This window comes from Chryseobacterium sp. ERMR1:04, from assembly GCF_001297705.1.
Taxonomy (GTDB): domain Bacteria; phylum Bacteroidota; class Bacteroidia; order Flavobacteriales; family Weeksellaceae; genus Chryseobacterium.
Genome location: NZ_LIRF01000008.1, coordinates 804,065 through 830,604 on the forward strand (window position 1 = coordinate 804,065; position 26,540 = coordinate 830,604).

Annotated in this window: 25 protein-coding genes and 3 tRNA genes; 16 read left to right on the forward strand and 12 right to left on the reverse strand. The window is 32.6% G+C overall.

From position 1 onward, the window contains the following. Positions 1-173 precede the first annotated feature (173 nt). Positions 174-2,876, forward strand: coding sequence for a TonB-dependent receptor (locus tag AMQ68_RS20930; RefSeq protein ID WP_054512525.1), 2,703 nt, complete (start codon positions 174-176; stop codon positions 2,874-2,876). A gap of 64 nt (positions 2,877-2,940) precedes the next feature. Here the strand turns inward: AMQ68_RS20930 and AMQ68_RS20935 are convergent, their stop codons facing one another. Continuing rightward, positions 2,941-3,438 carry a DinB family protein gene (locus AMQ68_RS20935; protein WP_054512526.1) on the reverse strand — a complete coding sequence of 166 codons (498 nt, stop codon included), beginning with the start codon at positions 3,436-3,438 and terminating at the stop codon, positions 2,941-2,943. Between the two features lie 192 nt (positions 3,439-3,630). Here AMQ68_RS20935 and AMQ68_RS20940 point away from each other — a divergent pair, with 192 nt between their 5' ends. From AMQ68_RS20940 to AMQ68_RS20975, 8 genes are all read left to right on the forward strand, one after another. Next, on the forward strand, positions 3,631-4,575 hold the full coding sequence (locus AMQ68_RS20940) for a GLPGLI family protein (protein WP_054512527.1): 945 nt from the start codon (positions 3,631-3,633) through the stop codon (positions 4,573-4,575). Between the two features lie 132 nt (positions 4,576-4,707). Next, positions 4,708-4,962 (forward strand): FeoA family protein, encoded by a 255-nt coding sequence (locus tag AMQ68_RS20945; protein ID WP_262483920.1) that lies wholly within the window; start codon positions 4,708-4,710, stop codon positions 4,960-4,962. Next, entirely contained in the window at positions 4,962-6,995 is a 2,034-nt protein-coding gene (feoB, locus tag AMQ68_RS20950; protein ID WP_054512528.1) for a ferrous iron transport protein B, read from the forward strand. Before AMQ68_RS20945 ends, feoB begins: the two co-directional genes overlap by 1 nt. 220 nt (positions 6,996-7,215) lie before the next feature. Beyond that, a complete protein-coding gene (locus tag AMQ68_RS20955; protein WP_054512529.1) occupies positions 7,216-8,238 on the forward strand; it encodes a DUF4421 family protein in 1,023 nt (340 codons plus the stop codon). Positions 8,239-8,310: 72 nt separating this feature from the next. Then, positions 8,311-9,693: a phosphoglucosamine mutase gene (gene glmM / locus AMQ68_RS20960; protein WP_054512530.1), complete on the forward strand. Its 1,383-nt coding sequence runs from the start codon at positions 8,311-8,313 to the stop codon at positions 9,691-9,693. 47 nt (positions 9,694-9,740) lie between these two features. Next, positions 9,741-10,319: a Crp/Fnr family transcriptional regulator gene (locus AMQ68_RS20965; protein WP_054512531.1), complete on the forward strand. Its 579-nt coding sequence runs from the start codon at positions 9,741-9,743 to the stop codon at positions 10,317-10,319. A gap of 343 nt (positions 10,320-10,662) precedes the next feature. Next, positions 10,663-11,634, forward strand: coding sequence for a zinc-binding alcohol dehydrogenase family protein (locus tag AMQ68_RS20970; RefSeq protein WP_054512532.1), 972 nt, complete (start codon positions 10,663-10,665; stop codon positions 11,632-11,634). A gap of 211 nt (positions 11,635-11,845) precedes the next feature. Beyond that, positions 11,846-13,225, forward strand: a complete 1,380-nt coding sequence (locus AMQ68_RS20975) for a tetratricopeptide repeat protein (protein ID WP_054512533.1) — start codon at positions 11,846-11,848, stop codon at positions 13,223-13,225. An 86-nt stretch (positions 13,226-13,311) separates the two neighbouring features. Here the strand turns inward: AMQ68_RS20975 and AMQ68_RS20980 are convergent, their stop codons facing one another. The 3 genes from AMQ68_RS20980 to AMQ68_RS20990 all read right to left on the reverse strand — a co-directional run bounded on the left by AMQ68_RS20980 (position 13,312) and on the right by AMQ68_RS20990 (position 15,275). Next, on the reverse strand, positions 13,312-14,196 hold the full coding sequence (locus AMQ68_RS20980; protein ID WP_054512534.1) for a DMT family transporter: 885 nt from the start codon (positions 14,194-14,196) through the stop codon (positions 13,312-13,314). Beyond that, positions 14,183-14,836 (reverse strand): leucyl/phenylalanyl-tRNA--protein transferase, encoded by a 654-nt coding sequence (gene aat / locus AMQ68_RS20985; RefSeq protein ID WP_054512535.1) that lies wholly within the window; start codon positions 14,834-14,836, stop codon positions 14,183-14,185. Before aat ends, AMQ68_RS20980 begins: the two co-directional genes overlap by 14 nt. A gap of 61 nt (positions 14,837-14,897) precedes the next feature. Beyond that, entirely contained in the window at positions 14,898-15,275 is a 378-nt protein-coding gene (locus AMQ68_RS20990) for a DUF3127 domain-containing protein (protein WP_054512536.1), read from the reverse strand. A gap of 178 nt (positions 15,276-15,453) precedes the next feature. Here AMQ68_RS20990 and AMQ68_RS20995 point away from each other — a divergent pair. The 3 genes from AMQ68_RS20995 to AMQ68_RS21005 all read left to right on the forward strand — a co-directional run bounded on the left by AMQ68_RS20995 (position 15,454) and on the right by AMQ68_RS21005 (position 15,709). Continuing rightward, a tRNA-Leu gene (locus tag AMQ68_RS20995) sits at positions 15,454-15,535 on the forward strand. Between the two features lie 8 nt (positions 15,536-15,543). Further along, positions 15,544-15,619: transfer RNA gene (locus AMQ68_RS21000), tRNA-Gly, on the forward strand. A 6-nt stretch (positions 15,620-15,625) separates the two neighbouring features. Then, positions 15,626-15,709, forward strand: a tRNA-Leu gene (locus AMQ68_RS21005). A gap of 116 nt (positions 15,710-15,825) precedes the next feature. Here AMQ68_RS21005 and AMQ68_RS21010 read toward each other — a convergent pair. Continuing rightward, positions 15,826-16,914 carry an ImmA/IrrE family metallo-endopeptidase gene (locus AMQ68_RS21010; RefSeq protein ID WP_054512537.1) on the reverse strand — a complete coding sequence of 363 codons (1,089 nt, stop codon included), beginning with the start codon at positions 16,912-16,914 and terminating at the stop codon, positions 15,826-15,828. Between the two features lie 51 nt (positions 16,915-16,965). Further along, positions 16,966-17,616 (reverse strand): hypothetical protein, encoded by a 651-nt coding sequence (locus AMQ68_RS21015; protein ID WP_054512538.1) that lies wholly within the window; start codon positions 17,614-17,616, stop codon positions 16,966-16,968. Positions 17,617-18,085: 469 nt separating this feature from the next. Here AMQ68_RS21015 and AMQ68_RS21020 point away from each other — a divergent pair, with 469 nt between their 5' ends. From AMQ68_RS21020 to AMQ68_RS21035, 4 genes are all read left to right on the forward strand, one after another. Then, entirely contained in the window at positions 18,086-18,304 is a 219-nt protein-coding gene (locus AMQ68_RS21020) for a hypothetical protein (protein ID WP_054512539.1), read from the forward strand. Continuing rightward, positions 18,288-18,770: a hypothetical protein gene (locus AMQ68_RS21025; protein WP_054512540.1), complete on the forward strand. Its 483-nt coding sequence runs from the start codon at positions 18,288-18,290 to the stop codon at positions 18,768-18,770. The genes AMQ68_RS21020 and AMQ68_RS21025 overlap by 17 nt, the downstream gene beginning before the upstream one ends. A 198-nt stretch (positions 18,771-18,968) precedes the next feature. Continuing rightward, the gene (locus AMQ68_RS21030) at positions 18,969-19,847 is read left to right on the forward strand and encodes a DNA-processing protein DprA (protein ID WP_054512541.1); all 879 of its coding nucleotides are present in this window, start codon (positions 18,969-18,971) and stop codon (positions 19,845-19,847) included. A gap of 3 nt (positions 19,848-19,850) precedes the next feature. Next, positions 19,851-20,501 (forward strand): hypothetical protein, encoded by a 651-nt coding sequence (locus AMQ68_RS21035; RefSeq protein WP_054512542.1) that lies wholly within the window; start codon positions 19,851-19,853, stop codon positions 20,499-20,501. 520 nt (positions 20,502-21,021) lie between these two features. On the opposite strand, the gene AMQ68_RS21040 is transcribed toward AMQ68_RS21035, so the two are convergent. The 6 genes from AMQ68_RS21040 to AMQ68_RS21060 form a co-directional block, all read right to left on the reverse strand. Then, positions 21,022-22,167, reverse strand: a complete 1,146-nt coding sequence (locus tag AMQ68_RS21040; protein ID WP_054512543.1) for a hypothetical protein — start codon at positions 22,165-22,167, stop codon at positions 21,022-21,024. A 63-nt stretch (positions 22,168-22,230) separates the two neighbouring features. Beyond that, positions 22,231-22,407 carry a hypothetical protein gene (locus tag AMQ68_RS25385; RefSeq protein WP_160318002.1) on the reverse strand — a complete coding sequence of 59 codons (177 nt, stop codon included), beginning with the start codon at positions 22,405-22,407 and terminating at the stop codon, positions 22,231-22,233. Between the two features lie 25 nt (positions 22,408-22,432). Further along, the gene (locus AMQ68_RS21045; protein WP_054512544.1) at positions 22,433-24,337 is read right to left on the reverse strand and encodes a type IV secretory system conjugative DNA transfer family protein; all 1,905 of its coding nucleotides are present in this window, start codon (positions 24,335-24,337) and stop codon (positions 22,433-22,435) included. A gap of 12 nt (positions 24,338-24,349) precedes the next feature. Further along, positions 24,350-25,111, reverse strand: coding sequence for a DUF5712 family protein (locus AMQ68_RS21050; RefSeq protein WP_054512545.1), 762 nt, complete (start codon positions 25,109-25,111; stop codon positions 24,350-24,352). Then, complete coding sequence (locus AMQ68_RS21055; protein ID WP_054512546.1) at positions 25,101-25,517, reverse strand: BfmA/BtgA family mobilization protein; 417 nt, start codon at positions 25,515-25,517, stop codon at positions 25,101-25,103. Before AMQ68_RS21055 ends, AMQ68_RS21050 begins: the two co-directional genes overlap by 11 nt. Positions 25,518-25,623: 106 nt before the next feature. After that, positions 25,624-26,511 (reverse strand): toprim domain-containing protein, encoded by an 888-nt coding sequence (locus AMQ68_RS21060; protein ID WP_054512547.1) that lies wholly within the window; start codon positions 26,509-26,511, stop codon positions 25,624-25,626. Positions 26,512-26,540: the final 29 nt, after the last annotated feature.

Sequence of the window (26,540 nt, forward strand, 5' to 3'; positions counted from 1 at the left end):
TGCAAAACCAATCAAATAAAATTGTTGAAAGTTTTTATTTTTTCAACTTAATTAAAAAAAACATCACTATGTTTGTAGTGATATAGTGGTTTTAACTTTCATCATTAAAATTGATCTTTATAAAAGTGTAACAAAAAAGTATAACCATTAACTAATTAGCCAAATAATAAATTATGAAAAAGAATGTTTCCTTATTTCTGATGCTTTTTTTCTCAGTGCTTACTTTTGCACAGAAAACGGTTTCAGGGAAAATTACAGATGAAGATGGGATTGCCATTCCGAGTGCAAGTGTAACAATAGAGGAGCCCGGAAAGGATGCCATCTTAGCCTATGGAATTACCAATTCTAAAGGAGAATATAAGGTGACTTTCACATCAGCAGAGCCTAATGTAGATCTTAAGGTAAAAGCATTCAATCAAAAACCCTTAACAAAACAAATTGGCAATAGCGATCAGACTTTAACTTTCAAAATGCAGTCTGAAGCCACAGAAATAAAAGAGGTACAGCTAAAAACTAAAATGATCACCTCAAGAGGAGACACCATTGCCTATGATCTGAAAGCATTCGACAGTAAAAGTGATAGAACATTGGCTGACGTAATGAGAAAGATTCCCGGAATTGAAGTCAACACAGACGGAACTATTCTTTACCAAGGAAATGCGATCAACAAATTCTATGTCAACGGAAAAGATTTAATGGAAGGGGGTTATGGAACCATCAACAATTCACTTCCAAAAGACGCGGTACAGAAAGTTGAGGTGCTGGAAAATCACCAGCCTGTAAAAATTCTTCAGGACAAAGTACCTTCTGATGCCGCAGCTATAAATATTAAACTGAAAAACTCTGTTACCATGACTGGTAGAGGAGAAGTAGGAACCGGCTTCGGAGATCCTTGGTTATGGAATGTAAAGTTAACACCAATGTTTTTCGGACAGAAGAGCCAATGGGTGGTTAATTACAAGACTAATAATATGGGGGAACAAGTTGAAAATGAAGGGAATATTTTGGCGTTTGGAAATAGATTCGAAGGTAAACGTATCAATGCTGCTCAAAACGACTGGCTGAATGTTGAAAATGCAAGCACCCCCAACCTCCCTGTAAAAAGGTATCTCTTGAATAATGTACATTATTTATCAGCAAACTATTTAACTAATATTGATAAGAAAAAAGAATGGGAGCTGAAGGCAAATGTAAACTATACAAATAACGCTGTAGAAAGAGAAGCTTATAGCCAAACTAATTATTTTGAAGGAAGCTCAAACTATACAAATATTCTAAATAATTTTTATACAGACAAAGCAAAAGGAGAATTGATATTTACAAAGAATGCAAAAAAGGGATTCTTTAAAAATACGACAAGCTTTTCTCAATATTGGAATGCAGACAGAGGGATTGTAGATAGAACAGATATTGAAGATGGTAAGCAGAGACATGCGGATGAAGCACTGGAGTCTCCTACAACATCATTTCAAAACTCATTAAGTACAATTGTTCCATGGAAAGAAAAAATGGTGAATATTTTATCTTATTTGAGCTATCAGACAGATAAACAGACATTGGAAGTCTCTCCATCATCTTATTTGAATATTCCTGGATTTGCACCAACTCCTAATTCGGAATTGGTGAGACAGAGCTTAAGACTTAAAACCTTTGAAGCAAATCATTCTGCGAATATTAGCTTTTCTACAAAAGGATGGACGTTCACTCCTGAAGTAGGGTTTAATTTTAAAAGTACAGATATGATTTCGGATTTGTCAAATATTAAAGCAATTCCATCTACTGATCCTAGTATAAAGGATCCTTTATCAACAGCATATAGTAACGATTTAAAATATACAACAGCTACACCCTATGGAAGTGTAGGAGTAAACTACAAGAATGATTCTTGGATGCTTTATGCTAACTTCCCGGTAAATTCTAATAATATTAAAGCGGAAGATCCATTAAGATTAGTTTCAAAATCTGTAAATAAAGTTACTTTTGAACCAAGTATTTTTGCACAGTATACTTTTGCTTCTTTCTGGAAGGCTTCAGTAAATGCTAATATTAATAACAATTTTGGAGAAATAAATACTGCTTATTCAGGATTCTTAATGACTTCACCAAGCGGAATTAATGCAATGGATATTAATAATCCCATTCCTCAGAATAATAATAAATCTGCAGGAACAAGAATAGAGTATAGAAACCCATTGAATAATTTATTCTTCAATGTTAATTATAGATATTCTGATGCAAAGCGAAACTTAATTTCAAATCCGGAGATCAATGGAGCTGGATATACTATTATGAAATATATAGAGCAGGATAATCATATATTGAATAATGGCTACAGCGTAGAAGTAGGAAAATATTTTCCAAAGTTTAAGACCAATGCATCCCTTAGCTATAGCAACAATACAGCGGAATCTGATGCTTTCCTAAATAATAAATCTTTTACCAATAAAAACAACGGTCAGTCATATGGTATTAAGTTCAATAATACCTATTTCAGCTGGATGAGCATCGACTATAATGCGAGTCTTTCTAAAACTAAACAAACAAGTAAAGGAGAAGTGAATTCTAATGCTACAAGAACTGGATTTACTCATAATCTTGGACTTTTCTTTTATCCAATCGAAAATCATACTATTGGATTCAATTGGGATCAGGTAAATACAAACGCAGCGGATCAGAAATATCACAATGGTTTCTATGATGTTTCCTATCAGTTTACATGGGCTAAAAAGAAAATTGATTTTGAATTGAAGTGGATGAATATAGCCAATAAAAAAGTATTTGAAACATATGATATCAATACAACTAATATCACGTATACAAGGTATCAACTTCGCCCAAGCCAAGTCATGTTCACAGTAAAATTCAACTTTAAATAAAAATACAAAACCCAACCTCATTGAGGTTGGGTTTTAATTTATAAGAAGTTCTAGTGTAAATTTTTTAAAAAGTAGGATTGTCAGCAGAAGGTCCATAGCTTCCAGGGAGCGGGATGTTATTTAACCTGTAATAAACGCCCAATTGAGCCCTGTGATGCGTAATTTGATTCAACCCATGTCGGATCGCTCCATACTTGCTCCAGCTCGCTAATGCATGGCCGTCGTTTTTGATGGTCCAGCTCGGGGTTAGGTCATCTTCTTTCGCATTTTCTAACGCCTGTTTACCAGCTTGATAACTGTCATCCAGTTTTTTTAGAAGTTCTTCTTTGGTTGACAGTTTCGTGGGTTGATAGGCTCCTTTTGCAAAATCTAGCTCAGAAGTTGCTATGATGGTATTGGGCCATTCGAAGACTTCCACCAAATGAGTCGCCAAAGGCATCATTTTCATGCTTTTTTCGTGAGGAGCGTATTCATTTTTTCCTTCAGGAAAAAGATCAATGAACTTTTTTGTTGTTTGATACTCGGTCTCCAGTTCGGATTTTAATTGTGATAAAGTGTCCATACTATTTGTTTTTTAGGTAGCTTAAAGTTAGAGGTTTTGATGGCAACAAAAAGATAATGAAATCATAAAGTTTAAATAAGAGGCTTTAATAAAGTATTTCATATCAGCTGTATAAGATTGCACACGGAATAAATTTCAAAAAAACTGTAACAAAATAATACAAGTGCTCACTAATTAATAAACATTTCAAAAATGAAAAAGTTCTTCTCAGTATTTTTTATCGCTCTTGTTACTTTTGTGAGTGCTCAGGATAAGGATTCTAAAGAAACTGCCAACCGTTTTTTCTACGAATTATCTTTTAAGCCTAAAAAAGATTCGGCAAAAATAGATAAGGTCATTACGATCTTAGATATTACAGATAAAAACAGATCTATTTATCAGGATTACACGGTTATTTCTCAGGATTCTATTGCCAAGATTGAAATAGAAGCCATGAAAAAAGCAGGGGCAATGAAAGATTTATCTAAAATCCTTAAAACGCCAAAAATTTCTTCGAGAATATACAAGATGTATCCAAGCATGAAAATTGAGTATGTAGATAAGATCGCAAGTGGATTTACACCTACCAATATTGGATATGATGAAAATTTGAAATTCAATTGGAAAATACAAAATGAAAAGCAAAAAATAGGCGAATACAATACGCAAAAAGCAACAACTGAATTCGGAGGAAAACAGTGGACGGCTTGGTTTAGTGCAGATCTTCCTTTTCAGGATGGACCGTATAAATTTTATGGACTTCCAGGCTTAATTGTAAAAATTGAGGATGCAGATAAAAACTATTCTTGGGTGTTACAAGGAAACAAGAAAATAAAGGATTATACAGAGTATTCTTATATCGAAACCTTAATGCAGGCAAAAGGAGGAAAAGTAAACGTTCTGTCTCGAGAAAAGTTTGAAAAAACATTTAATGACTTCAAAAAAGATCCTTTTGCAACAGTAAGACCAATGATGACACAGGAAATGATGTCTAAATCTATTCCGGGAATGGATGGTACCATTGGAGACATGATGAAGAAAGAAGAGAAGCGATATAAAGACTTTTATAAAGCAAATGACAATCCTATTGAACCGGATTATGGGACATTAAGCGTAGGAAATGTAGAAAAGGTCGGAAAAGAGAAAGAAAAAAAATAAACATTCATATCAACTAAATTATATTTAATAAACCCAAGTGTAGCAATACGTTTGGGTTTGTTTTTTTTAACATTTTCCGTTATTTAGATTAAATTTAAATAGAGTATATTTGCATTCATAAAAGATCAGGCTTTGAAAGAGAAGGGTTTACATAAATTGAGCGGATTTCCTATGAACAAAATGGGAAAAATATTGGGGTATGATGACGACGAGATGAAGATGCCAAGTAAGATCATAGAAATGGGTCTTTTGCCGGATACTGCTTTCAGGATATTGTATCAGGCTCCGTTTAGTGGCCCAATGTATGTGGAATTTGGAGAAGAAAAAAGCCGAATTGCCCTTCGTGAAGAAGAAGGTAATTATATCATTGTTGAAGAATTGAATTAATGCAGGATACTCAAAAAAAACAGGTACTTTTAGTCGGAAATCCTAACGTAGGAAAGTCAACGGTTTTCAATACGCTTTGCAACAAAAAACAGAAAACTGGAAATTATGCGGGGGTAACCGTAGCAAGTCATTCAGGGAATTATGTTTACAAGAATGAAGAGGTTGAGGTAGTTGATTTACCGGGTTCATACAGCATGTATCCAAGTTCGGAAGACGAGGCTATTTTTTCTAAATTCCTTATTGATGAGCAGAAAAATTATGCAGGAGTTGTTTATATTCTGGAAGCTTTAAGTTTAAAAAGAGGACTTCTTCTTTTTCAGCAAATTCAGGATTTAGGTATTCCGATGATCTTGGTGGTAAACCAGATTGATCAGGCGGAGAGAAGAGGGGTGAATATTGCTGTTCAAAAATTTTCTGAAGCACTGGGAATTAAGATCATCCAGACCAATGCTAAAGAGCAAATAGGAATTGATGAAATAAGAGAGGCCGTTTTAAATAATGAGTTTTTAAAAACAGATAAAGCATCCTTTGAAACACCCAACGAGCATGCTGGTTTTATTCAAAAATTAGTTTCACATAAAGGTTTTACTAGCGAATATAAAGCTTGGATATCAGTATCTTCAGGAGTTGAGTTGAGTAAGATCGAATCAATGAAAGATGCATTAAATGATTCTGAGGTTAAAAGTTTAGTACCCAAAAGATTACAGGTTAAGGAAACCATAAGAAGATATCAGAATATTGATAAGATCTTAGCGAATGTAATCACTAAAAAGCCACAATTCAAAGAATTATTGACGGAGAAATTAGATAAAGTTTTAGTTCATAAATTCTGGGGCTATGTCGTTTTCTTATTAATTCTATTGATCATTTTCCAAAGTGTTTTCTTCTTGGCGGAATATCCAATGAATTGGATTGACGATTTCTTTGCTTGGTTCTCTGCCTTCACAGGGAAAAACCTTCCTGAAGGACCTCTAAATTCATTGATTTCTAATGGAATTATTCCTGGATTAGGAGGAATTATGGTCTTTGCACCACAAATCGGAATTTTATTATACTTCCTGTATTTACTGGAAGATTCAGGGTATATGGCGAGGGTTATCTTCCTGATGGATCGTTTTTTACGCCCATTTGGATTAAACGGAAAAAGTATTGTACCCTTAGTTTCAGGAACAGCTTGTGCCATTCCTGCGGTGATTTCTACAAGGAATATTGAGAACGTAAAAGAAAGATTATTGACCATTTTGGTGACGCCTTTCATGACGTGTTCTGCAAGACTTCCTGTTTACAGCATCATCATCGGATTGATTATTTCAGACGGAACCTTCTACGGAATTCAGTATAAAGCATTGGTGTTATTGGGAATGTATCTTTTAGGATTCATGGTAGCCTTGCTTTCTGCAGCTATTCTTAAGGGTTTCATTAAAAATAAAGGAAAGACTTACCTGGTAATGGATTTACCAACGTATAAAAAGCCACTTTTCGGATACGATTTTAAAATGGTATTGGGGAAAGTTTGGGAATTTATAACAGGAGCGGGTAAAATTATCTTCATCGTAAGTATTATTATCTGGTTCTTAAGCTATTTTGGACCGAAGCAGAATCCTAATGAAATAGTGGCAACAAATGTTCACCTTGATCATTCTTATTTGGCAAAAATGGGAAAAGCAATTGAGCCTGCCATTGCACCATTAGGGTATGACTGGAAAATGGGTGTTGGGATTATCACAAGCTTTGTCGCAAGAGAAGTTTTTGTAGGAACCATGTCTACATTATACAGTTTAGATAACGATGCTCCCGAAGGAAAGGTGATTGATAAAATGAGACACGATGTAAAACCAAACGGTGAAAAAGTTTTCAATTTTGCAACCGGGGTTTCCGTACTTTTATTTTATGCATTTGCAATGCAGTGTGTTTCTACACTGGCAGTAGTTTACAGAGAGACCAAAAGCTGGAAATGGACTGGCTTTCAGGTTGTGATGATGACAGGTTTGGCATACTTTGTGTCGATGATAGTATATCAAATATTAAAATAATGAACTCTTCATTAATTTTTCAATATGTAATTGTTTTAGTGGTAGTTGGGTTCGCTTGCTACTCGCTTTTCAATATTCTTAAAAAGAATTTTGCCCCTAAAAAATTTAGCTCTAAAAAAACGGGTTGTGATAAAGATTGTGGATGTTCGTAATCTTATCTTAAGCCGATAATTGCAAAAATTGTAGTATTTTCATTTTTTAAAATTAAAATGAATTCAATTTGAGCCTGAAAGCACTCTTTCTTTTTGTCTGCTGCCTGTGTGTTATTCTTGGAAAAGCGCAGGTTGATACTGCTATTATTAAATCTTACGCAGATCAGGTCATGATCCGTGCTAATTTGGATACCAATATTGAAAGCTATATTTTTTCGGAAGGCGATGCTAAAAATGCAAAGCAGACCATACTTTCAATCAACAACAAGACAAAAACCTCTTTATCTCTGGATTATAGAATTATAAGTGCAACAATATCATTTGCACCACGATTTATTCCCGGGAATAATGACAACGCAAACAAAGGAAACAGTTCTTATACAGACTTAAGGTTTAGGTTTTTCCCAAAAAGATTTACACAAACGCTTTATTATAAAAGGGTAAAGGGGTTTTATATCGAGAATATGAAAGACTTATTGCCTGAATGGCAGGAAGGAAGAGATCCTTATCTTCAGTTTCCCAATTTAAAAATCCAAAGCTTTGGAGGTTCTACTTCCTATACCCTCAATAAAAATTTCTCGTTAAACAGTATTTATACGCAGGGAGAATGGCAGAAAAAGAGCAGCGGTAGCTGGGTGCCATTTTTAGATTACGACCGTACAACCTTCTCTAATGTAGAAGATAACCAGAAAAGTAAAGAAATTCAATATAATATAGGCGCCAATATGGGCTATTTTTATAATTGGGTGATTGCGAAAAAAGTTAATATTTCTCCCTATGCATCCTTAGGGTTTGGGGGTAAATTCTCCAGCTATAGAGATTCTCTTGAAGACGGAACAAAAGGAGCAAAAGAAAATACACAGTATCTAGCCGTAAAATTTACCGGCGGACTTCATGTAGGATATAATACGGATCGGTTTTTGTTTGGAGGTAAAATGAATTTTTATGCGGATGCTTACAATGAGGAGAAGAACTCTACCGTAGAAAACAATAATATCTATGGGTTGCTTTATATTGGCTATCGTTTTGCACCTCCGAAAGTTGTAAAAAGAAACTATGATAAGCTTCAGGAAAAAATACCTATTCTATAAATTGAAAGTCTTTTAAGTATCTTTGCAACGAAAATTTAGAACTAAAATAATTAATCAAAATATAAAAACATAATGTCGTTAATCAAATCTATTTCAGGGATTAGAGGTACAATTGGAGGGAGAGTAAATGATAATTTAACACCCCTGGATGTAGTAAAATTCGCTTCCGCATTTGGAACTTGGCTTCAGAATAATAAGAATAAAAAAGATTTAACTTTAATCATTGGTCGTGATGCAAGAATTTCAGGATTAATGGTTAATTCATTGGTTACCGCAACTTTACAAGGGTTGGGAATCAACGTGATTGATCTTGGACTTTCTACAACGCCAACCGTTGAGATCATGGTTCCTGAGCTGAATGCAGACGGAGGAATTATTCTTACCGCTTCTCACAATCCAAAACAATGGAATGCGCTAAAACTATTAAACGAAAAAGGAGAATTCATCACCGGAGAAAACGGGGCTGAAGTGTTGGCTTTAGCTGAAAGTGAAGATTTCAATTATGCTGAAGTAGATGATTTGGGAAAATATGAAACAAGAGATGACGCTTTTGATATTCATATTCAGCAGATTTTAGATTTACCGATGGTAGATGTAGAAGCAATTAAGGCAAAGAAATTTAAAGTAATTTTAGATGCCGTAAATTCTACGGGAGGGATTGCGATTCCAATGCTTTTAGATAAACTAGGATGTGAAACCGTAAAGCTATATTGTGAACCAAACGGACAGTTTCCACACAATCCTGAGCCGTTAAAAGAACATTTAGGAGATATCTGTGAATTGATTAAAAAAGAAGGTGCTGATGTTGGAGTGGTTGTAGATCCTGATGTTGACAGATTAGCTTTAATCGATGAAAAAGGAGAGATGTTTGGGGAAGAATACACATTGGTTGCTGTTGCAGATTATTTATTGAAAAATAAAAATGGCGTGGCAATTTCAAACCTTTCTTCAAGCCGTGCATTGAGAGATGTTGCACAGAGTCATAACTCAGAATATTTTGCAAGTGCTGTCGGAGAAGTAAACGTTGTTACTTTAATGAAAGAGAAAAATGCAGTAATCGGAGGGGAAGGAAACGGAGGAATTATCTATCCTGAACTTCACTACGGAAGAGATTCTCTGGTAGGGGTAGCCTTATTTTTAACTCATTTAGCAAAAGAAAACAAAACAGTTTCTGAACTGAGAGCGGGATATCCAAGCTATTTCATGGGGAAAAAGAAAATAGAATTAACGCCGGAAATCAATGTAGATGATATTTTATCTAAAATGGAAAAAGAATATCAAAACGAAAATGTTTCTACGATTGACGGAGTGAAAATAGACTTTGAAAACAATTGGGTTCACCTTCGTAAGTCGAATACAGAACCAATAATCAGAATTTATACAGAAGCTAAATCTCAGGAAGAGGCTGATAAATTAGGAGATGATATCATCGCTAAAATTAAAAGTTTGATTTAATATTATAAAAAGAACGGGGCTTTGGTTCCGTTCTTTTTGCTTGCAACATGTTTGAACATCTAAAAAACAGATTCCCTTTTCCGAAAGAAACTTGTGAGAAATTTACAAGAAGCTTCCAACGTATGGAAGTTCCGGCAAAAACGACTCTTCTTAAAGAAGATGAAGTTTCATTAAATGCCTATTTTATTGAAAAAGGAATTGTAAGAGCTTGGTATAATAACGACGGAAAAGACGTAACCTTCCAGTTTTTTATGGAAAACACCATGTTTTCTTCCCTCGAAAGTTTCAGAAAAGGATTGCCAAGTATGGTTTCGTTTGAGACCATTGAGCCTTGTGTGTTATGGCAAATTGATAAAGCTTCTCTAGATTCTATTTTAGAAGAGATTTATGAGATTCCTGAGTTAAGGAGCAAATTCATGGATTCTGTCTTTGAAAGAGTATTCGATTATATGAAACACTTTTTCTCATTCATTAAAAATACACCACAGCAGAGGTATATTGATCTTAGCCAACAGAAACCCGAAATCATCAAAAGAGTTCCCCAGCATTATATTGCTTCCTATTTGGGAATTACCACTGTGCATCTCAGCAGAATAAAAAGCAAGATTTTGAAAGACAGGCTTTGAAAGGCTGGAATATGGAAGTTTCTTTGCGACTGCATATAATTGAATTAATAAAGAACTTTTTCATTTTTAAACGCAAAGTTTTAATTTAAAAATAAAACATATCTAAGTGAGCAAAAAAGAATCAACGAGTTGATTTGATGAAGCGATGTTTTCAAGCTTCGCGAAGCAAATTTATTTGCCTTTGCCCTCTAAAAATAATACACAAAGAAGTATAATCTTTGCGTCAAAAAAGTTATTTTCTAAATCTTCCACCTCCAAGCATCCAACTTTCATCTCAACTGATAACAAATGTTATCGCTTCCTGACAAGCTTTCTCTATAATTTTGTATAAAAATATAAAACAATGAAAGCAGCCGTAGTATTTGAAAAAGGAGGAATTCCACAATATGCAGATTTCTCTGATCCTGAAGTAAATTCTGAAAACGAACAACTCATCTCCGTAAAAGCAGCATCTATTAAACATTTGGATAGAGCAAGAGCAGGCGGAACCCATTATTCAAACGAAAATGAAGTACATCAACCTAAACTTATCGGGAGTGATGGAGTAGGAATGCTCGAAAATGGAGATAAAGTATATTTTTTCAGTAAAAAAGGAACCGTAGCAGAAAAAGCTGTCGCAGATAAAAAGTTTATTGTTCCCATTCCTGATGGTCTTGATTTTCCTACCGCTGCCGCTTTGCCCAATGCGGTGATGGGATCTGCCATGGGACTTAAATTCAAAACAAAACTAAAATCGGGAGAAACTATTTTAATTAATGGAGCGACAGGAATTACAGGGAAAGTTGCGATTCAGGTTGCTAAATTATACGGTGCTAAGAAAGTAATTGTTACCGGAAGAAATGAGGAAGTATTGGCCTCTCTTTATGACCTTGGCGCAGATGAGGTTGTTTCTTTGCAATTAAATGACGAAGATTTTAAACAAAAAATAAAAGAGATCCACAGCGAAACACCAATTGATGTTGTCTTGGATTACATTTGGGGGCATTCGGTGGAACTTCTGTTATCTGCATTAAAAGGAGACGGAACGTTTTCCCACAAAACACGATTGGTTTCAGTGGGAGGTATGAGCGGAGACACCATTCAGCTATCATCCCAAATTTTAAGAGGAACAGATATTCAGATCTCAGGTTCGGGATTAGGAAGCTGGGCACCTGATGAGTTTAAACTTTTGTTAACAGAAATTATTCCCGAAATGTTTCAGGCAGCAGCAAATGGCACCTTAAAAATAGAAACAGAAACTGTTCATCTAAAAGATATTGAAACCATTTGGCAGCATGAAATCAGCAGCAGAAAGAGATTGGTTATATTAATTTAATAATAACTCCAATTTATTTATCCACAATTCTTTCACCTTCGTATTCTTTTCACTATCTTTAGGATAGAAATTAACGAATAATGTATGTCAAAAAAAAATTGCAACTTTGCATACATTTTGAAATAGTGAATTTCAGAAGTAATATTAATTTAAGAAGTTTGTCGATGTTTGCAAGTATATTCAGACGTTGGGCCGACGATAAGACACTATATTGGAAGAATATTTTGGAAATGAACTTGTGAAAAAGTTCGAAGAAATGATGGAAAATAATGATGAATTCTACTTTGATACAGAAGAGTTGGAGGATATCATTGTTCATTATCTGGAGTTGGGCGACTTTAATTATGCAGATAACGCAATAAATTATGGTCTTAAACTTCATCCTAATTCTTTGGACATCAAGATTAAAAAACTTGAAGTTCTTTTAGAATGGGAAGAGTATAATGCTGCAAAAGAGCTTATCGATGAGTTGAAGGCTGCATCTATGGAGAATACAGACTTTTTGGTTTGCTATGCAAAGTATTATTCGAATTTAGGAAATCCCAAAAGATCTATTGAAATCTGTAAAAAAGCATTAGAATTAAAAGAAGAAGAAAATTTTCTTCACAATTTTATTGCAGATGAATATGTGAACTTAGGAGATCCTTTTAACGCTCTTAAACATTACAAAAAAGCATTGAAAGAAGATCCTACGGATGAATATCCGTTGGAAAATGCAATGATATGCTTTAGCGAGTTGAATAAGAGTGAGGAGGCAATTGCCTTTCTTAATGAATATTTAGATGATTTTGCGTATTCTGAAACCGCTTGGTTTGAATATGGACAGTTTTATTTCAATAGAAAGAATTACGAGGAAGCAATAAAAGGCTTTGATTATTTATTGGCAATCAATTCAACCGCGGTTGGAGTATATGCAAATAAAGCGGCTTGTTATGAAGCTTTAAATCAATACAAAAAATCAATTGAAATATATGAAGAGATGCTTGAGTTGGAATATACAAAGGCGTTTACATTTTATAAAATTGGTTTGTGCTATAAAGCATTAAAACAGCCGGTTATGGCTTTGAATTCATTCCAGAAATCATTGAGAGAAGATCCTCAGTTTTATCTTTCTATGATGGAGCAGTCGTATTTATACGAAGAAATGGGCGGAATGTCAGAAGCTTTACATTTTGCACAGGAAGCAACTAATTTGAATGAAACCAATCTTGATTATCAAAAAAGATTAGCATTCTTATTTATTGATTCCGGAAAATTCGAAGAAAGCCTTGTTTGTTTGAAAAAACTGGTTGAAGCTGAGCCTTCAAGATTTTATAACTGGTATGCTTACTCAGAAGTATTGATGCTTTTAGGGGAGTATGATGAAACGGTTACTCTTTTAAATGATGCTGTAGTATTGCATAACAGAGCAGAATTGTATTATCAGTTAAGCAACTGTTATTTCATCCTTAAAAATCAGGAAAAAGGTATTGAATCTCTTCAGCTGGCACTAAGCTTAGACCCTACACTTGCACCGGATATGCAGAAAAAATATCCTTACATCAAAGATGAGGTGAAAAAGGCAAAAGCTAAAGTAAGAAAGAAAAATTAAAAGGCTGAAAGCTTGATGATAGGAGAGATTTCTCCTTCGTCAAAATAACAGACTCAATAAAAGAAAATCCTGCAGCAATGCAGGATTTATTTTTTTATAGCAGGTTTTGCCCTTAAAAAGATCAATCCGGCAATAATAATACTTGCCCCTACAAATTGTAATATGGTTAGCGTTTCACCGTCTAAAATACCCCAGATGATCGCAACAATAGGCATTAACAAAGTAACTGTTGATGCAAACAGTGGAGTAGAGACTTTCAGTAGTCTATAGTTCATCATCATCGCGAGGCCTGTTCCGAAAATAGATAATAAGCTTACAAACATCAATCCTGTCATGGTATCCTTCGAAAAACTGAAGGTAGAAAAGAATCCGGTGAAGCTTAGAGCCAATAATGACGGGATAAATAATACGAATGAGAATACAAAAGCAGAAAGTACCGTAGAAGAAACGTCCATGAGTTTAGATTTTACCGTTGTTGTACTCACGGCATAACATAAAGTTGCCAATAACAGCAAAAGAATAGGAATAAGCTTAAAAGCCGCCCCATCGTCTCCTCCAAAAGCTAATATACATACTCCTGTAAAGCTAATAAACACGCCAATTAACTGTTGTTTTGTCGTTTCAAACTTCCAGACCAGCGCCCCCACAATAATGACGAAAATGGGCATCATTGAGTTCACGATTCCTGCAATGCTACTGGTAATTTCCTTTTCTGCGATGGGAAATAGAAACATTGGGATAAAACTTCCTGTAAATGCTGCTAAAATAAGCCATTTTACCTGTTTCTTCGGGAACAATTTATATTTAGAAATGGCGATTGGCATTAAAACAATTCCTGCGATAAGAACTCGTAAGGCTCCTACCTGAAAGGGATTGAAATGATCTAAAGATTTTTTGATCAAAATAAAAGAAGAGCCCCAAATAAGGCTCAATATGGTTAAAAGAATCCATTTCTCTTTATCGGCGTTCATTGTTTTCGTGTAAAGTTTTTAAAAATTCTTTTTTAGGAATCATCCTGGCGCCCAGGCTTTCCAAATGTTCTGTGTGAGACTGACAGTCAACGAGTTCAAGGTTGTCTTTATTGCTTTCAACAAAATGAATAAAACCTGCTTTTGAAGCATTGCTCACTTTCGCAAACATACTTTCTCCGCAGAATATATTTCCAATCTGTAAACCGTAAAATCCGCCAACCAACTCGCCCTCTTGCCAAACTTCAATGCTTTTTGCCAATCCGTATTCGTGAAGTTTTATAAAAGATTCCATGAGTTCATCAGAAAGCCAAGTTCCGGATTGCCCTTTTCTGCTTATTTCCTGACAGCTTTTAATGACTTCTCTGAAATTTTGATTTTCTGTGAAGGTGAAAACATTTCGATTTAATATTTTCCTCATTGATTTTGATACTTTCAATTCTTCAGGAAATAATACAAACCTCGGATCGGGGCACCACCAAAGAATTTCTTCATCGGGATTATACCACGGGAAAATTCCCAATTGGTAGGCAAACCATATACGCTCGATAGATAAATCTCCACCAAACGCAATAATTCCGTCATGACCATCATACAGAGCAGGGTCGGGAAATGAAATCTCGTTTTCGTCTAATCGAATCATTTTTTGTGAAAAAAAATCCCACTTAATAAAGCAGGATTTATATTTGATCGTTGTCTTTTAATTAAAAAGGTAAATCATCGTCTTCGTCACCAGCAAATGGGTTCTCATTAGAAACCGGAGATGCAGATTGTGATGGGGAAGCTTGAGTAGGTTCAGAACCATTATCTAAAACTTTCTCTATTTTCCAACCTGTAATAGAGTTGAAATATTTAGTTTCACCTTGAGGAGAAGTCCATTCTCTTCCTCTGATGTTGATTCCCACCTTAACATTTTCTCCTTCTCTAAGATTATCAAGTAAATTTATCTTATCAGACAAAAATTCTATGTTTATAGGTTGTGGATACTGTTCTTGGGTTAAAATAACCATTTCTCTTTTTTGAAACCCGCTCGCAAATGTCTGAGCATCAAAAAGTTTCTTTACCGTTCCTTGTAATTCCATATGTAAATATTAACGATGTAAAAGTAAGAAAATGAATCGTAATAAAGGGTACGAGAGAAAAAAAATTAAAATATTTTAATTTTTTTTTGTGAAAAGTTTGGAAGTAAAGGAAAATGTCCTATATTTGCACTCACAAAAACGATACAAGCTCTTTAAAAATATAACTTAACAAAACAATGCGGATGTGGTGTAATTGGTAGCCACGCCAGACTTAGGATCTGGTGCCGTGAGGCGTGGGGGTTCGAGTCCCTTCATCCGCACAGGTTTTGCGAAAATAGCTCAGCTGGTAGAGCACAACCTTGCCAAGGTTGGGGTCGCGGGTTCGAATCCCGTTTTTCGCTCCACTCCATGCCCTGGTGGTGGAACTGGTAGACACGCAGGACTTAAAATCCTGTGTTCGTAAGAACGTGCGGGTTCAAGTCCCGCCCGGGGTACTAAAACCCTCTGTAACTTAGGTTAACAGAGGGTTTTTTATTTTTATGGGTGGTCAAAAGGGTGGCTAAATAAATAAAAAAAACCTTCCAATTCTATTGGAAGGTTTTTTTTATATCTAGTCTAGAACTATTTTTAATTTTGGTTTAAAAGGGATGTTGTCTTTACCGAATAATTCTGCTCTCATTTTCTCTGTAAATCCTAGATGTTTATAGATGCCATGATCTGTTTGTTGTTCTAATACTTGGAACAGCTTTTTTAAAAGTTTAGGGCTGTCAATTTCAAATTCAAGAGGTTCATTTTTTCTAATAGGTGATAGTTTCATCATCCAAAATCGTAATGTTTGTTGTGAGATTGTACCTAAAGTATAAGCCCTGTAAACTAAAGAAGAAATTGACATATTCCATTCAATTTTTAGAGACTTTAGTTTTTCAATATTTAATTGTCTTAAGGAGCTTTTAATATCTTTTGCAGGGGCTAAAAAAGCAGATGCAAAGTTATTAGCTTCGCTTTCTATGTCACGCTCTATAGCGATCATATCATCGAAATGAAGTAGTAAGTGACCAAGCTCATGAGCAATGGTGAAAACTTTTCTAGAGTTGGGTATTTTATTATTAACTAATATAACCGGAATCCCTTTAACATAGAAGCTTACCCCATCAAATTTATTGTTATCGGAAGAAATAAAATCATAGTCAAAAAAGTGTATAATAACACCTTTCTCCTCTAGTAATTTAATAATATTAGGAATAGGACCTCTTCCCATTCCAAATTTTAATCTAACTTCTGTTGCAATATATTCAAAGTCAGTTTTATATTCTCCATCTACGTCTCTGTAGTAGTCATCAATGTCAATTTTTGGAAGCTGATCAGAATCTAAATCTACAATCTCCAATGCTTCTAAGATAGTGTTATAAAATAGATTCAAGCGTGACTCGAACATTCCTAGTTTTGATTTTGTTACAGAGGATAACTTTCTGTAAAATAATTTAGGGTTAACATTTTCGACATTTCTTTTAAAAAAATTTGCTTCAAAATATTCACTAAAATTTTTAATGTGATTTTCTTCAAGGTTTTTATCTCCTTTTTCTAGTTTGCTAATTACAGGTTGTGAAATTCCTAAAAGTTTTGCAAATTGAGATTGGCTAATTCCGTAAAAGTCTCTTACAACTTTTAAAGAGAAGCCGTTGTAAGCTGTATTTTCCATAATGATGTTAGATAGTTTTTGTTCTTTTATTTTCGGTCTCTTCGGTTTATCTTAAACGGCTAGTGATGAAGATTGTTCATCATCATTATTATTATTGTTTTTTGGTTTAATTCTGTCTTTTGAAGTAGAAGTATATTCTTCTCTAATTCCATATTCTAAAGAGATGTTTCCTTCAGAATAATATTGCAGATTAATAAAATCAATATAATCGGTTGTTTTCTTAAATCCAACAAAAATAATTGGAGGCAACCCCTTTAAACTAAGCTTACTAAGCTCCTGATTCATTTTTTTTGATATACTAAAAGGCTTCCCTTGTATTATATCTTCAAATCTTTTTGTCTTCATTCCTTCAATGGTATTTTCCTTACCAAGAGCTTTAAAACATAAAAAGAATTTGTCATCTACTAAAGCAAAAGTCATTCTATAAGTTTCGAAAAACTTAACTCTATGCTTTGTTTTTTCACTCGTTAAAATTTTTGTTCTAAAAATGTCAATCATCGCATTGTTGAGCAATAATGATTTTAACGTATTTTTACTAAAAAGAGTTGGCTCTCTCTTAACGAGATTACTAACCTTAGTATTACCCTCTAAAGCCGATTCGTACGCGGCTTCTAAAATATCCTTGTAAATTTCTGGTTTAAAATTTGCAAGATATCCTCCTAAAAGTGTATTTTTACACTCTGAAAACTTAATATTCTTCATTGAAATTTTTTATTAATGAAGAGACCGAAAATGTAAAAGAACTTAAAAGCATCTTGTTGACGCAAGAAGCTTTTTTTTGTCCATAAAATGAACAATACAAAAATAAAAAATATTTTTGTATTAAACAAATCGGTTAAAATTATTTTAATATTATTTTATCCACATTCTGTTAATTGTTCTTTAGTAAGATTTAATATTTTTAATTAGTTGATATTCAGCGTTTTGTATTTGCTTAAAAAAAAGGAAATGACAGTATTTAAACGGTTGTTTAAATGTCTTGGTGTTTTTTTTGATTGTTTTTCTATAAATTGGAACTCAATATAGAATCTTTCTCTAGTAAAAAGCAAAGTAAATTCTTAAAATACAATAAATAAAATATAATATTTATAATAATAATTGATTTGATCATTATAATGAATTAGGTTAAATCTGGAAAAAACTGTATTTTTGATAGACAGATTATAAAAAAATGAAAAAATTAAATTTTAAAATATCGCCCTCTACCATAAGAAAAGCGAATAAAAATCTAATTTTTAATGGTATTGACGCAAGTGTTAAAGAGGCTTATACTGGTATCATAACTGCTAGAAGTAGATTGAATGGAGTTGTCAAAGTTAGAGAGATAAGCAAAGATAAAATAAGTGAGGCTTATGGTAAATCTCTAAAATCATATGCAGAGAAATTATAACTACATCTACTCTAAGCTGATAGAGAAAGATTCTGACCTTATTGGACACATTGCTTATTCCCTTTACAAAAAAAGTAAAATAGAGTATATTGAACAGCAGCAAACTGGCGGTAATCAATTAACAGATTCCGACTTAGTTCCTTTTAATGCGTTTTCATCTTCAGATAGTTCAATTGATAGCTATAAGCTTAAAGCAGAATTAATAGTACAGGGATTTATTGAAAATGTATTAGAGGAAGAATTGGAAAATTATAAAGAGCAGGCAGTTAATCAACAAGCTGAAATTTTAAAAGGTATTATTAAGCCTTTAACATCGGGATTTTGGGGAAATGTATTAGCAGGATTGGTAAGTGCATTTATATTTGCTGCTATCTTAGCAATAATTGGATTTATCATCCAATTTAATGGTTCTACTTTTTCTATTAATGTAAATAAGGCTGAAAAAGAAAGTGTTCAGAAAAAATAAAATTATTTTTATAAATAATAGAAAAGGCAAGATCTGAATGATTTTGCCTTTTTAAGTTATGTTATATGAAACTAATATTTGCTAAGTTGGATAATTTAAATAAAACGACATAATTTTACGTTATTAAAATATATCTTTGAAATATCATTTCTATATAACTCTATATTTGTTATTTAACACAAATCTAAATTCGTAAAAATGCTTGTATTTAAGGAAGCTAATAAGAGATTTATTAATTATCTTTCACCAGTTGAAGAGATGATTGCTTATGAAGCTATTTGGGATAATTATGATAAAGCAAGTTTTAAAAAGTTATCTCAATTTTTTATAGAACGAGATCATAAACTTCCTACTCAATTAGTTGATTGTAAGAAGGTGGAAGATTATAGGTCAACACTTTTGAAAATAATGAAAGATCATGATTTTGGTATTGTGGTCAATCATACACTTAATTATCCAGAAAAACTTAAAGATGCAAAAGAGCCCTTAGAAGTATTTTATTATAAAGGCAATTTGGAATTGTTGAGAGGGAAATCTCTTGCTATAGTTGGATCCCGTAAGGCTAGTGAGGAGGGGTTAAAACGAACAAGAATGATTGTTCGTGAATTGGTCAAAAATAATATAACTATTGCGTCAGGTCTAGCTGAGGGAATAGATACTATGGCACATTTATCAGCTCTTCATTATCAAGGAAATACTTTTGCTGTAATTGGAACACCAATAAATCAATACTACCCTAAAAAAAATAAAAATCTTCAAGATTATTTAGCAAAACAATTTTTGGTTGTAAGTCAAGTTCCTTTTATAAAATATTCCAAACAAGGAATTCAAGGTAATAGATTGTTTTTTCCAGAAAGAAATAAAACTATGTCTGCACTTACAGAGGGGACTATTATAGTTGAGGCTGGAGAAACTTCCGGTTCACTAATTCAGGCAAAGGCTGCAATTGCCCAAGGAAGAAAGCTATTTATTTTAGAGAGTTGTTTTAACAACAAAAATATTTCATGGCCTTCAAAATTTGAGGAGCAAGGAGCGATTAGGGTAAAAAAAATGAGTGATATAATAGATAATATTTAGATTATGATAATTCAATTGGCTCCTGAATATTACCACCATCATGATTATCTGAATGTAAATGAAGATGAAAATGCAATATATTACTTCTTTGATGATTATGTTCCAAGAGGAACATTCAAAGCAGGGAAAACAAATAGTTTAATTTCTAATTATAAGAAAAGTGTTGATTCTTCAGATAGTGAGTTATGGTACAAGAAAAAAGCGATAAAGGAAGTATCATTATTAATAAAAAAAGATTTTGATGAATTACGAAATGAGTTTACTTTTGTTCCCATTCCTCCTTCAAAAGCGAGAAATGAACCCTTATATGATAATCGAAATCTGAAATGCCTTAATCTTGCCTTAAGCTGCAATGTTAAAGATATTATTTCATTTAGAGAAACACATGAGCCTTTCCATATCACAGGACATAGGCTTCCTCCTGATGATTTAATCCATGGGTTAGAGTTGAATGAAGAAGAAATAACTACAAATAATATTATTCTCTTTGATGATTTTTTAACTTCAGGAAGCCATTTTAAGGCTTGTAAAAATTTACTATTACGATATTATCCAGATAAAGAAGTTTATGGTCTTTTTATTGCCAGACGTAAGAAAGATGAACCATTTCTAGATTTTGATATAGATGATTATTTTACGGATTTTGATGATTAATACTTGTAAGTTAGGCTTTAATTACATTGTATGTTCTATTTGTTGAAATTTCACTTATATAAGACTTCACAAAAAAGATTTATAAAATAAAATCTAAAAAGTAAATAATAATTTAGCGTATGTAATCAAACTTTTTTTTTCGATTATATCAAAATTTAAACTTTCCTTACTTTATGAATGTAATTTTAATATTAGGAAATTTTGAACAAAGAAACAACGAATGACAAGCGTTTTCAAAAAACGAGAAGGCTGAGGAAGTGACGACTGAAAAATTTAAAAGTAAAAAAGAGCTCCTGCATGAGGAGCTCTATATAAAAGCAGTCCCTAAAAATGGTGTATTCAAAATACACTTATGATATGATATCACATTTACTTTAGGATTTACCCGCCATATTTTAATCCAACAATTGTAATAAAATATTGATGGATAATTTGAATTCTATAATTCATACATTTCAAAAAGTGACCGATTGATAATGAATAAAAAAAGTACTCGACGATAGATTAGAAGTAATCAATTCTATCTTATCTTTTTTAAAATAATTCTTTTTTTCACAATTAACGGAACATAATTTATTTTATAAAAATTCAATGAAGTATTGTACTTTTTATATGTTTCTTGCCCATTATTAATTTTGGAAATGAAATTATCTATTAAATTTTCAATATTATGATATTCGTAAAAAGGAATTCTTAAAATATTTATTCCATTTTTTAAAGCATATCTGTTTTTAATCCAGTCGCATTTAATTGTTTTTTTAAAGCTTTTAAACCCTTTAAAATAGTCAACAGGATAATAATGTTGGTGTCCGTCAAACTCAATTATTAAATTCAGTTTTGGAATAAAAAAATCACATTTTAGTTCCTTTTCATTTTTCAATCCAGGAAATTTTTTTTGCTTTTTAAAAGCTAGTTTTAGAAAATTTAAATATTCTATGACTCTACTCTCACCTGTAGTATCATTTGGATAACAAACTTTACATTTTACTGACGAAACATACTTTTCCCTTTCCCATTCGGAGCAACCACAATTTTTACAAATTAAATCATAGAAAATAATACTTTTATCATTTCGATCTATGGAACCGAAGAATGAAAAAGAATTGTTCTTTTCTCTTAAAATATTATTTATTTTTTCAACAAGATTTTGTCCAGCTTTCTTTTTGTATTCTCTCGTTTTAGCACATTCCGGACAGATATTATTTTTTCCTATTGAAACAGCTGTTTGCGGATAAAGATTTTTGTGATGACCAAATAAATTACATTTCACTATAACCATAGTATTTTTTTCATTATGAAGATGATCTTCATATCTGATCACAATTTGCTTGTCTCGGATAACAGGATTTTTGGAATTTTTTATCCTATTATTTAGTTCTGAAATAGTAATACGGTTGTTCCCACTTTGAATTATAGAAAGACACTCAGGACATTTTTTAGAACGTCTCAATATCATTGCATCTTTTATATCCTGCTCAAAAGGTTCACAATAATGATCATTACAAGTAAGTAAAGCCCACTTTTTAAATTGATCACCTGAAGGCTTATAGTAGACATCTACAGGAGTGTAAAAGTGTTGATTTTCAAGGTGTAAAACCTTCAACTCTTCAAGGGATTTTTTACAAATATTTATTTGTTTTTCGGTCATTGTAAACTTATTTTCCATATTAAAAAATTTTTACAAAATTATTTCTTTAAATAAATTTTTTAATTTTTGTCAAAAAAGATTTTAATTATTTTCTGTAGTTCCAAATAAAGCTTTGTCAAGTTCTTTATAATCTATTTTCGGCTTTTCTGCTGCTGTTTTGACTGAATCTTTTCTTATAGCAATTGAGATCAAAAAGATCATTACTATTAATAGGGTTACAATTCCCCAAACTGAAATTTTGCTCTGTAGTATTTTCATAACTTTTTATTTTTTTTATAATGATTTATAGACTCCTGCTTGAAAAATTAAAGTTTCTTTCATTCTCTTCAAGTTCAGCGGATGAATTAGCTTCTTCATCTTCAATTATATTGATTCCGCTAAATTCTTCAGAACTATTATCGGGAGCTGGATTCATTTGCCTAGATCGGTCTTGCTTGCTTTCATTTTTATTAATTTTGCCCTTGAAAAGAGAAATAATTCCATTGACTTCATCCCGAACCTTTTCATAATAATCAGTAATGACGAAATCAGGCTGATTCTTAAATTGACTGTCTATCTTATACGCTAATTTCTTTCTCTTAACAGGTAAAAACTTTTCGTGAATAAAAGATTCAGAGCTTTCGGCGATCCTCCCCACGAATACACCAACCGGTAACTCCATAAAGACAGAATTTCTGAAAACGTCTCTTTCCTGTACAGATCGGCTTTGACCAACATTTCTTTTAAATGGATTTAGAAAATGACGTGAAGTATTATTACTTTCAAAATATTGATCTTTTTTACCAAATTGTTTACTGAGAATATCTGCAGTATGACTACTGGAAACCTGACCGTAAAAATGATTCAGACAGCTTGCAAATAATACATCTGCTTTTTCTTTCGTGTAACCATCAGTAAGTTGTGAAAGATCCTGACAGAAAAACATACTTGCAATTTTATTGCTTCTACCTGTATTTGGAAGAGTTTGGATATCGTTAATAAAAACAGTTGGAAATTCATCCAGTAATACAAAAGAATGGTGTTTATGTGGTTGATTCAATTGTTTTGCAGCAACTGAGATAACCAGACTACACAGGGGAGCTAATGTAGTCGCAATTGAAGGATTATTACCTACCGTTAAAACAATCGGATTATCCGGATTATTAATATTCAGATCAAAATCCTCTCCTCCGAAAATATACATGAACTCCGGAGTATTAATTTGTGCTACTGCGCCCTGTAATGATCCAACTACTCCCGCTAATTGTGAATTTGCTTCACTTTCTAAAGCTGTAGCAAGTGACAATATCATTGCTTTAGTTTCGGAATTTGAAGACAGTAAAGCAATTAAATCAATGTGATTTGTCGCAATCAATGCTAATGTATGCGGAAGATCACAATATTCTGGATATTCTTTCTTCAGAAACCAAATACAGGCTGTCAAAAGATCTGTTGCAGAACGTGACCAAAAATCCTCTTTCTTAATAGATTCTTTCATCAAATTTTTGGTGATGGCAGAAGCGTATTCTCTTGCATACGCTGAATGAGGTAAATATTTTGGATTTAAAGGATTACATCTATGGCTTTTAAGTGAATCATTAAAATTCAAAACATAATGCTTAATACCTGAATCTGAATAAAAAAGCTCTATATCATTTGCAAGTGCCGGATATTTAAAATCATAACAGATACCTGAAAACTGTTTTTGTGCTAACTCTCGTATAAAGGGGACTGCAAAACTTTCAGATTTTCCTGCTCCGGGACCGCCAATTACTAAAATTCCACGAAAAGGATTCTGAATTTGAACGGTTCTTTTTTTGGTTTGTAAAGTTAATCCCTGAAATTTTTTCTTTGAATCTTTCAATAATGAAAAGCCTGTAAATTGTTTATTAATAAAATCAAAAGGGTAAAAAATTAATTTTCTATAAAAATTGAAAGGTGTTTTCAGTGGCGGAATTAGAGATTTTACAATCCAAAATTGAATCATAATGTAAAAAAGTTCTGCATATCCGAAACAAATTCCTACAACTAAAAATTTTAATCTTGAAAAAACATTTGCCTCTGGAGATATCATTACTGAAAATCCGTGTTGAGATATATTGTATAAGAATAAATTAACACCTATAATCTTCACTCCTAGCATATACAATAAAAATAAAGACATTGCAACAATGATAAATTTTATCATTAAGATTGGATCTTTTTCCATGTTTATTAAATTTTATAGGCTAAAGCCCTGGTTATTTTTTTTATTTTGTTCGACTGTTTTTTTAATTTCATATTGCTTTGCGGATTCCTGCTTTATAGCTGTTTCTATAACTTTTTTTCTTTCTTCAATTGTACCATTTATTATAGCATTACAATATTCAAAAGACTGTTTATAGTTTCTTTGGAAGGCGAACTTCTTATCAAAAGCATCTTCGGATTTTTGAATGAAATTTTTACGATCAAAACCTCCTTTAACCTGTCCTCTTGTTGTATTTTTATGGTTCGTCATTGGAGAAAGTTTCATTCTTTTATCTAAAGATTTTCTGCTAACAACTATATGAACATGCATATCAATATTATTTTTCATGTTTCTTTCGTGATGAATTTTAGCGTAGTACATAATATCTTTAGCCTGTAATCCTTTGCCAAAATTTTCAGCATATCTTTGCATTACTTCGTTTCTTACATAATCTTTTAGTGCTTTGCTTCTTTCTTGGGAAGTTTTGCCAATTTGTTGCAATTCTTTTTCTGAAGGACTCACGGTAATGACAAAGAATTTTGCATCTTCTTTTGTCAGCTTTTGTTTATTGTTGTCAAGGGATTCAATAACTTCAGCTGAAGAAACTCTATTCTGGTCATGAGAAAAAAAGTGTTCAACCTGTTTCCCCTCCGTCATTCTTTCCAGGTCTTCATGTTCTAAATAATCAATCAGGTTTGATGAACTTCCGGAATTTGAATATTTACCACTTTCGCCACCCTGAATTTTAATGTTCATTGTGATTGCTTTGATTTAATAATTTCAAAGAATTTTTTGTTTCCATAGCAAAAGAATTAAACCCTCTGATGAACTCATTAAAATGTTCAATTTTCAGAATTTTTGAAAGATCATTTTTAATTCTTTCCTCACTCGAAACGATTGCTTCAAAACTTGGACGTATAGTTTCTTTCTCCTGAGTTTTTATAAAAGCAATAATCTGATCTATTCTTTTTATCACTTTTTCAAGTTCAGCTTTTGGAGATTCATGTTTAACTGGATCAAGTCCGGTTCTCTCAAAAAAATCTAATGAAACCGTAATAAATTCTTTCTTGGAAAGTCCTTTTTTTCTTACAAAGCTCTCCAGTCTTTTCAGGTCTTGTTGAGAAATAGCAATTGTTGTATTTGGCTTTTTAATAGACTCCATTATATTGATTTATATGTAATAACTTAGATGAATAAAGCTTTTCAAGAGATTTATATATCCTTGATATATAGTTTCAAAAAGATTAAATATTGTAATTTATTGACGGTCAGTTATTTCCCCGAAGGGGCAAGATGAAACAGTGGCTCTGCCCAGTTTCGTCTTGCTGGATAAATCCACCTTTATCAGCTACGAAAAACTCATTAAAATCCTTGTAATCTTTATACATGAAACTATAATCTACTGCATTGGAAAAAGAAGACAATAGTTCATCTTTTGTCTTTTTTCCGGCAGGATCATTGTCGAGAAAAAGTAATATTTCCGAATAGTTTTGAAGATAATTTTTGGCTTTGTTTAACATCGAAATTGAGTTGAGAATTAGAATATCTTCTTTCAATTTTTCTTGAAATTCGATATAAGAAAGTGCATCAAAAAAACCTTCAAAAACAACAATTTTATTGCTGTCATTTTTAATTATCGAAATATCCTTTTTCAAAAGTGAACCTTTGTAAAATGAATTTCTAAGCTCCCATCCTCCGGATAAATTTTCAAATCCAACAGCATACAATTTTTTATTATTGATTGTAAATTTTATCTCTTTTAAAAATCTGAATGATCTTTGAGTTAGACCTCTGTCAACTAAATATTTTTTCAGATTCCAATTTTGAATTTCCGCAACTTCAGTAATGTTATAATTTGGCTTCTCAATTTCCGTCTGCTGATGAAAAGAAGAAAAACTTTTCTCGGATGCCCAAGAGAGAATTTCATTGATTGAATAATTAAAATATTTCTTTAAAAAATCGATGTTATTTCCGCCAACACCTTCAGAATGTAAATACCAAATATTTTGGCGCTTATCGAGCTTAAAAGATGCTTCGGTTTCGGTTCCGAAAGGATTGAGAAACCAAGCTTCTTTTTCATTTTGTTTTTTTGGAAGGTGTCCGAGAGAAAGGAGGACTTCTTCCAATTGTACCGAATTGAATTGTTTACAGTTCATTTTTTTTATTTTGATTAGCAAAAATTCCT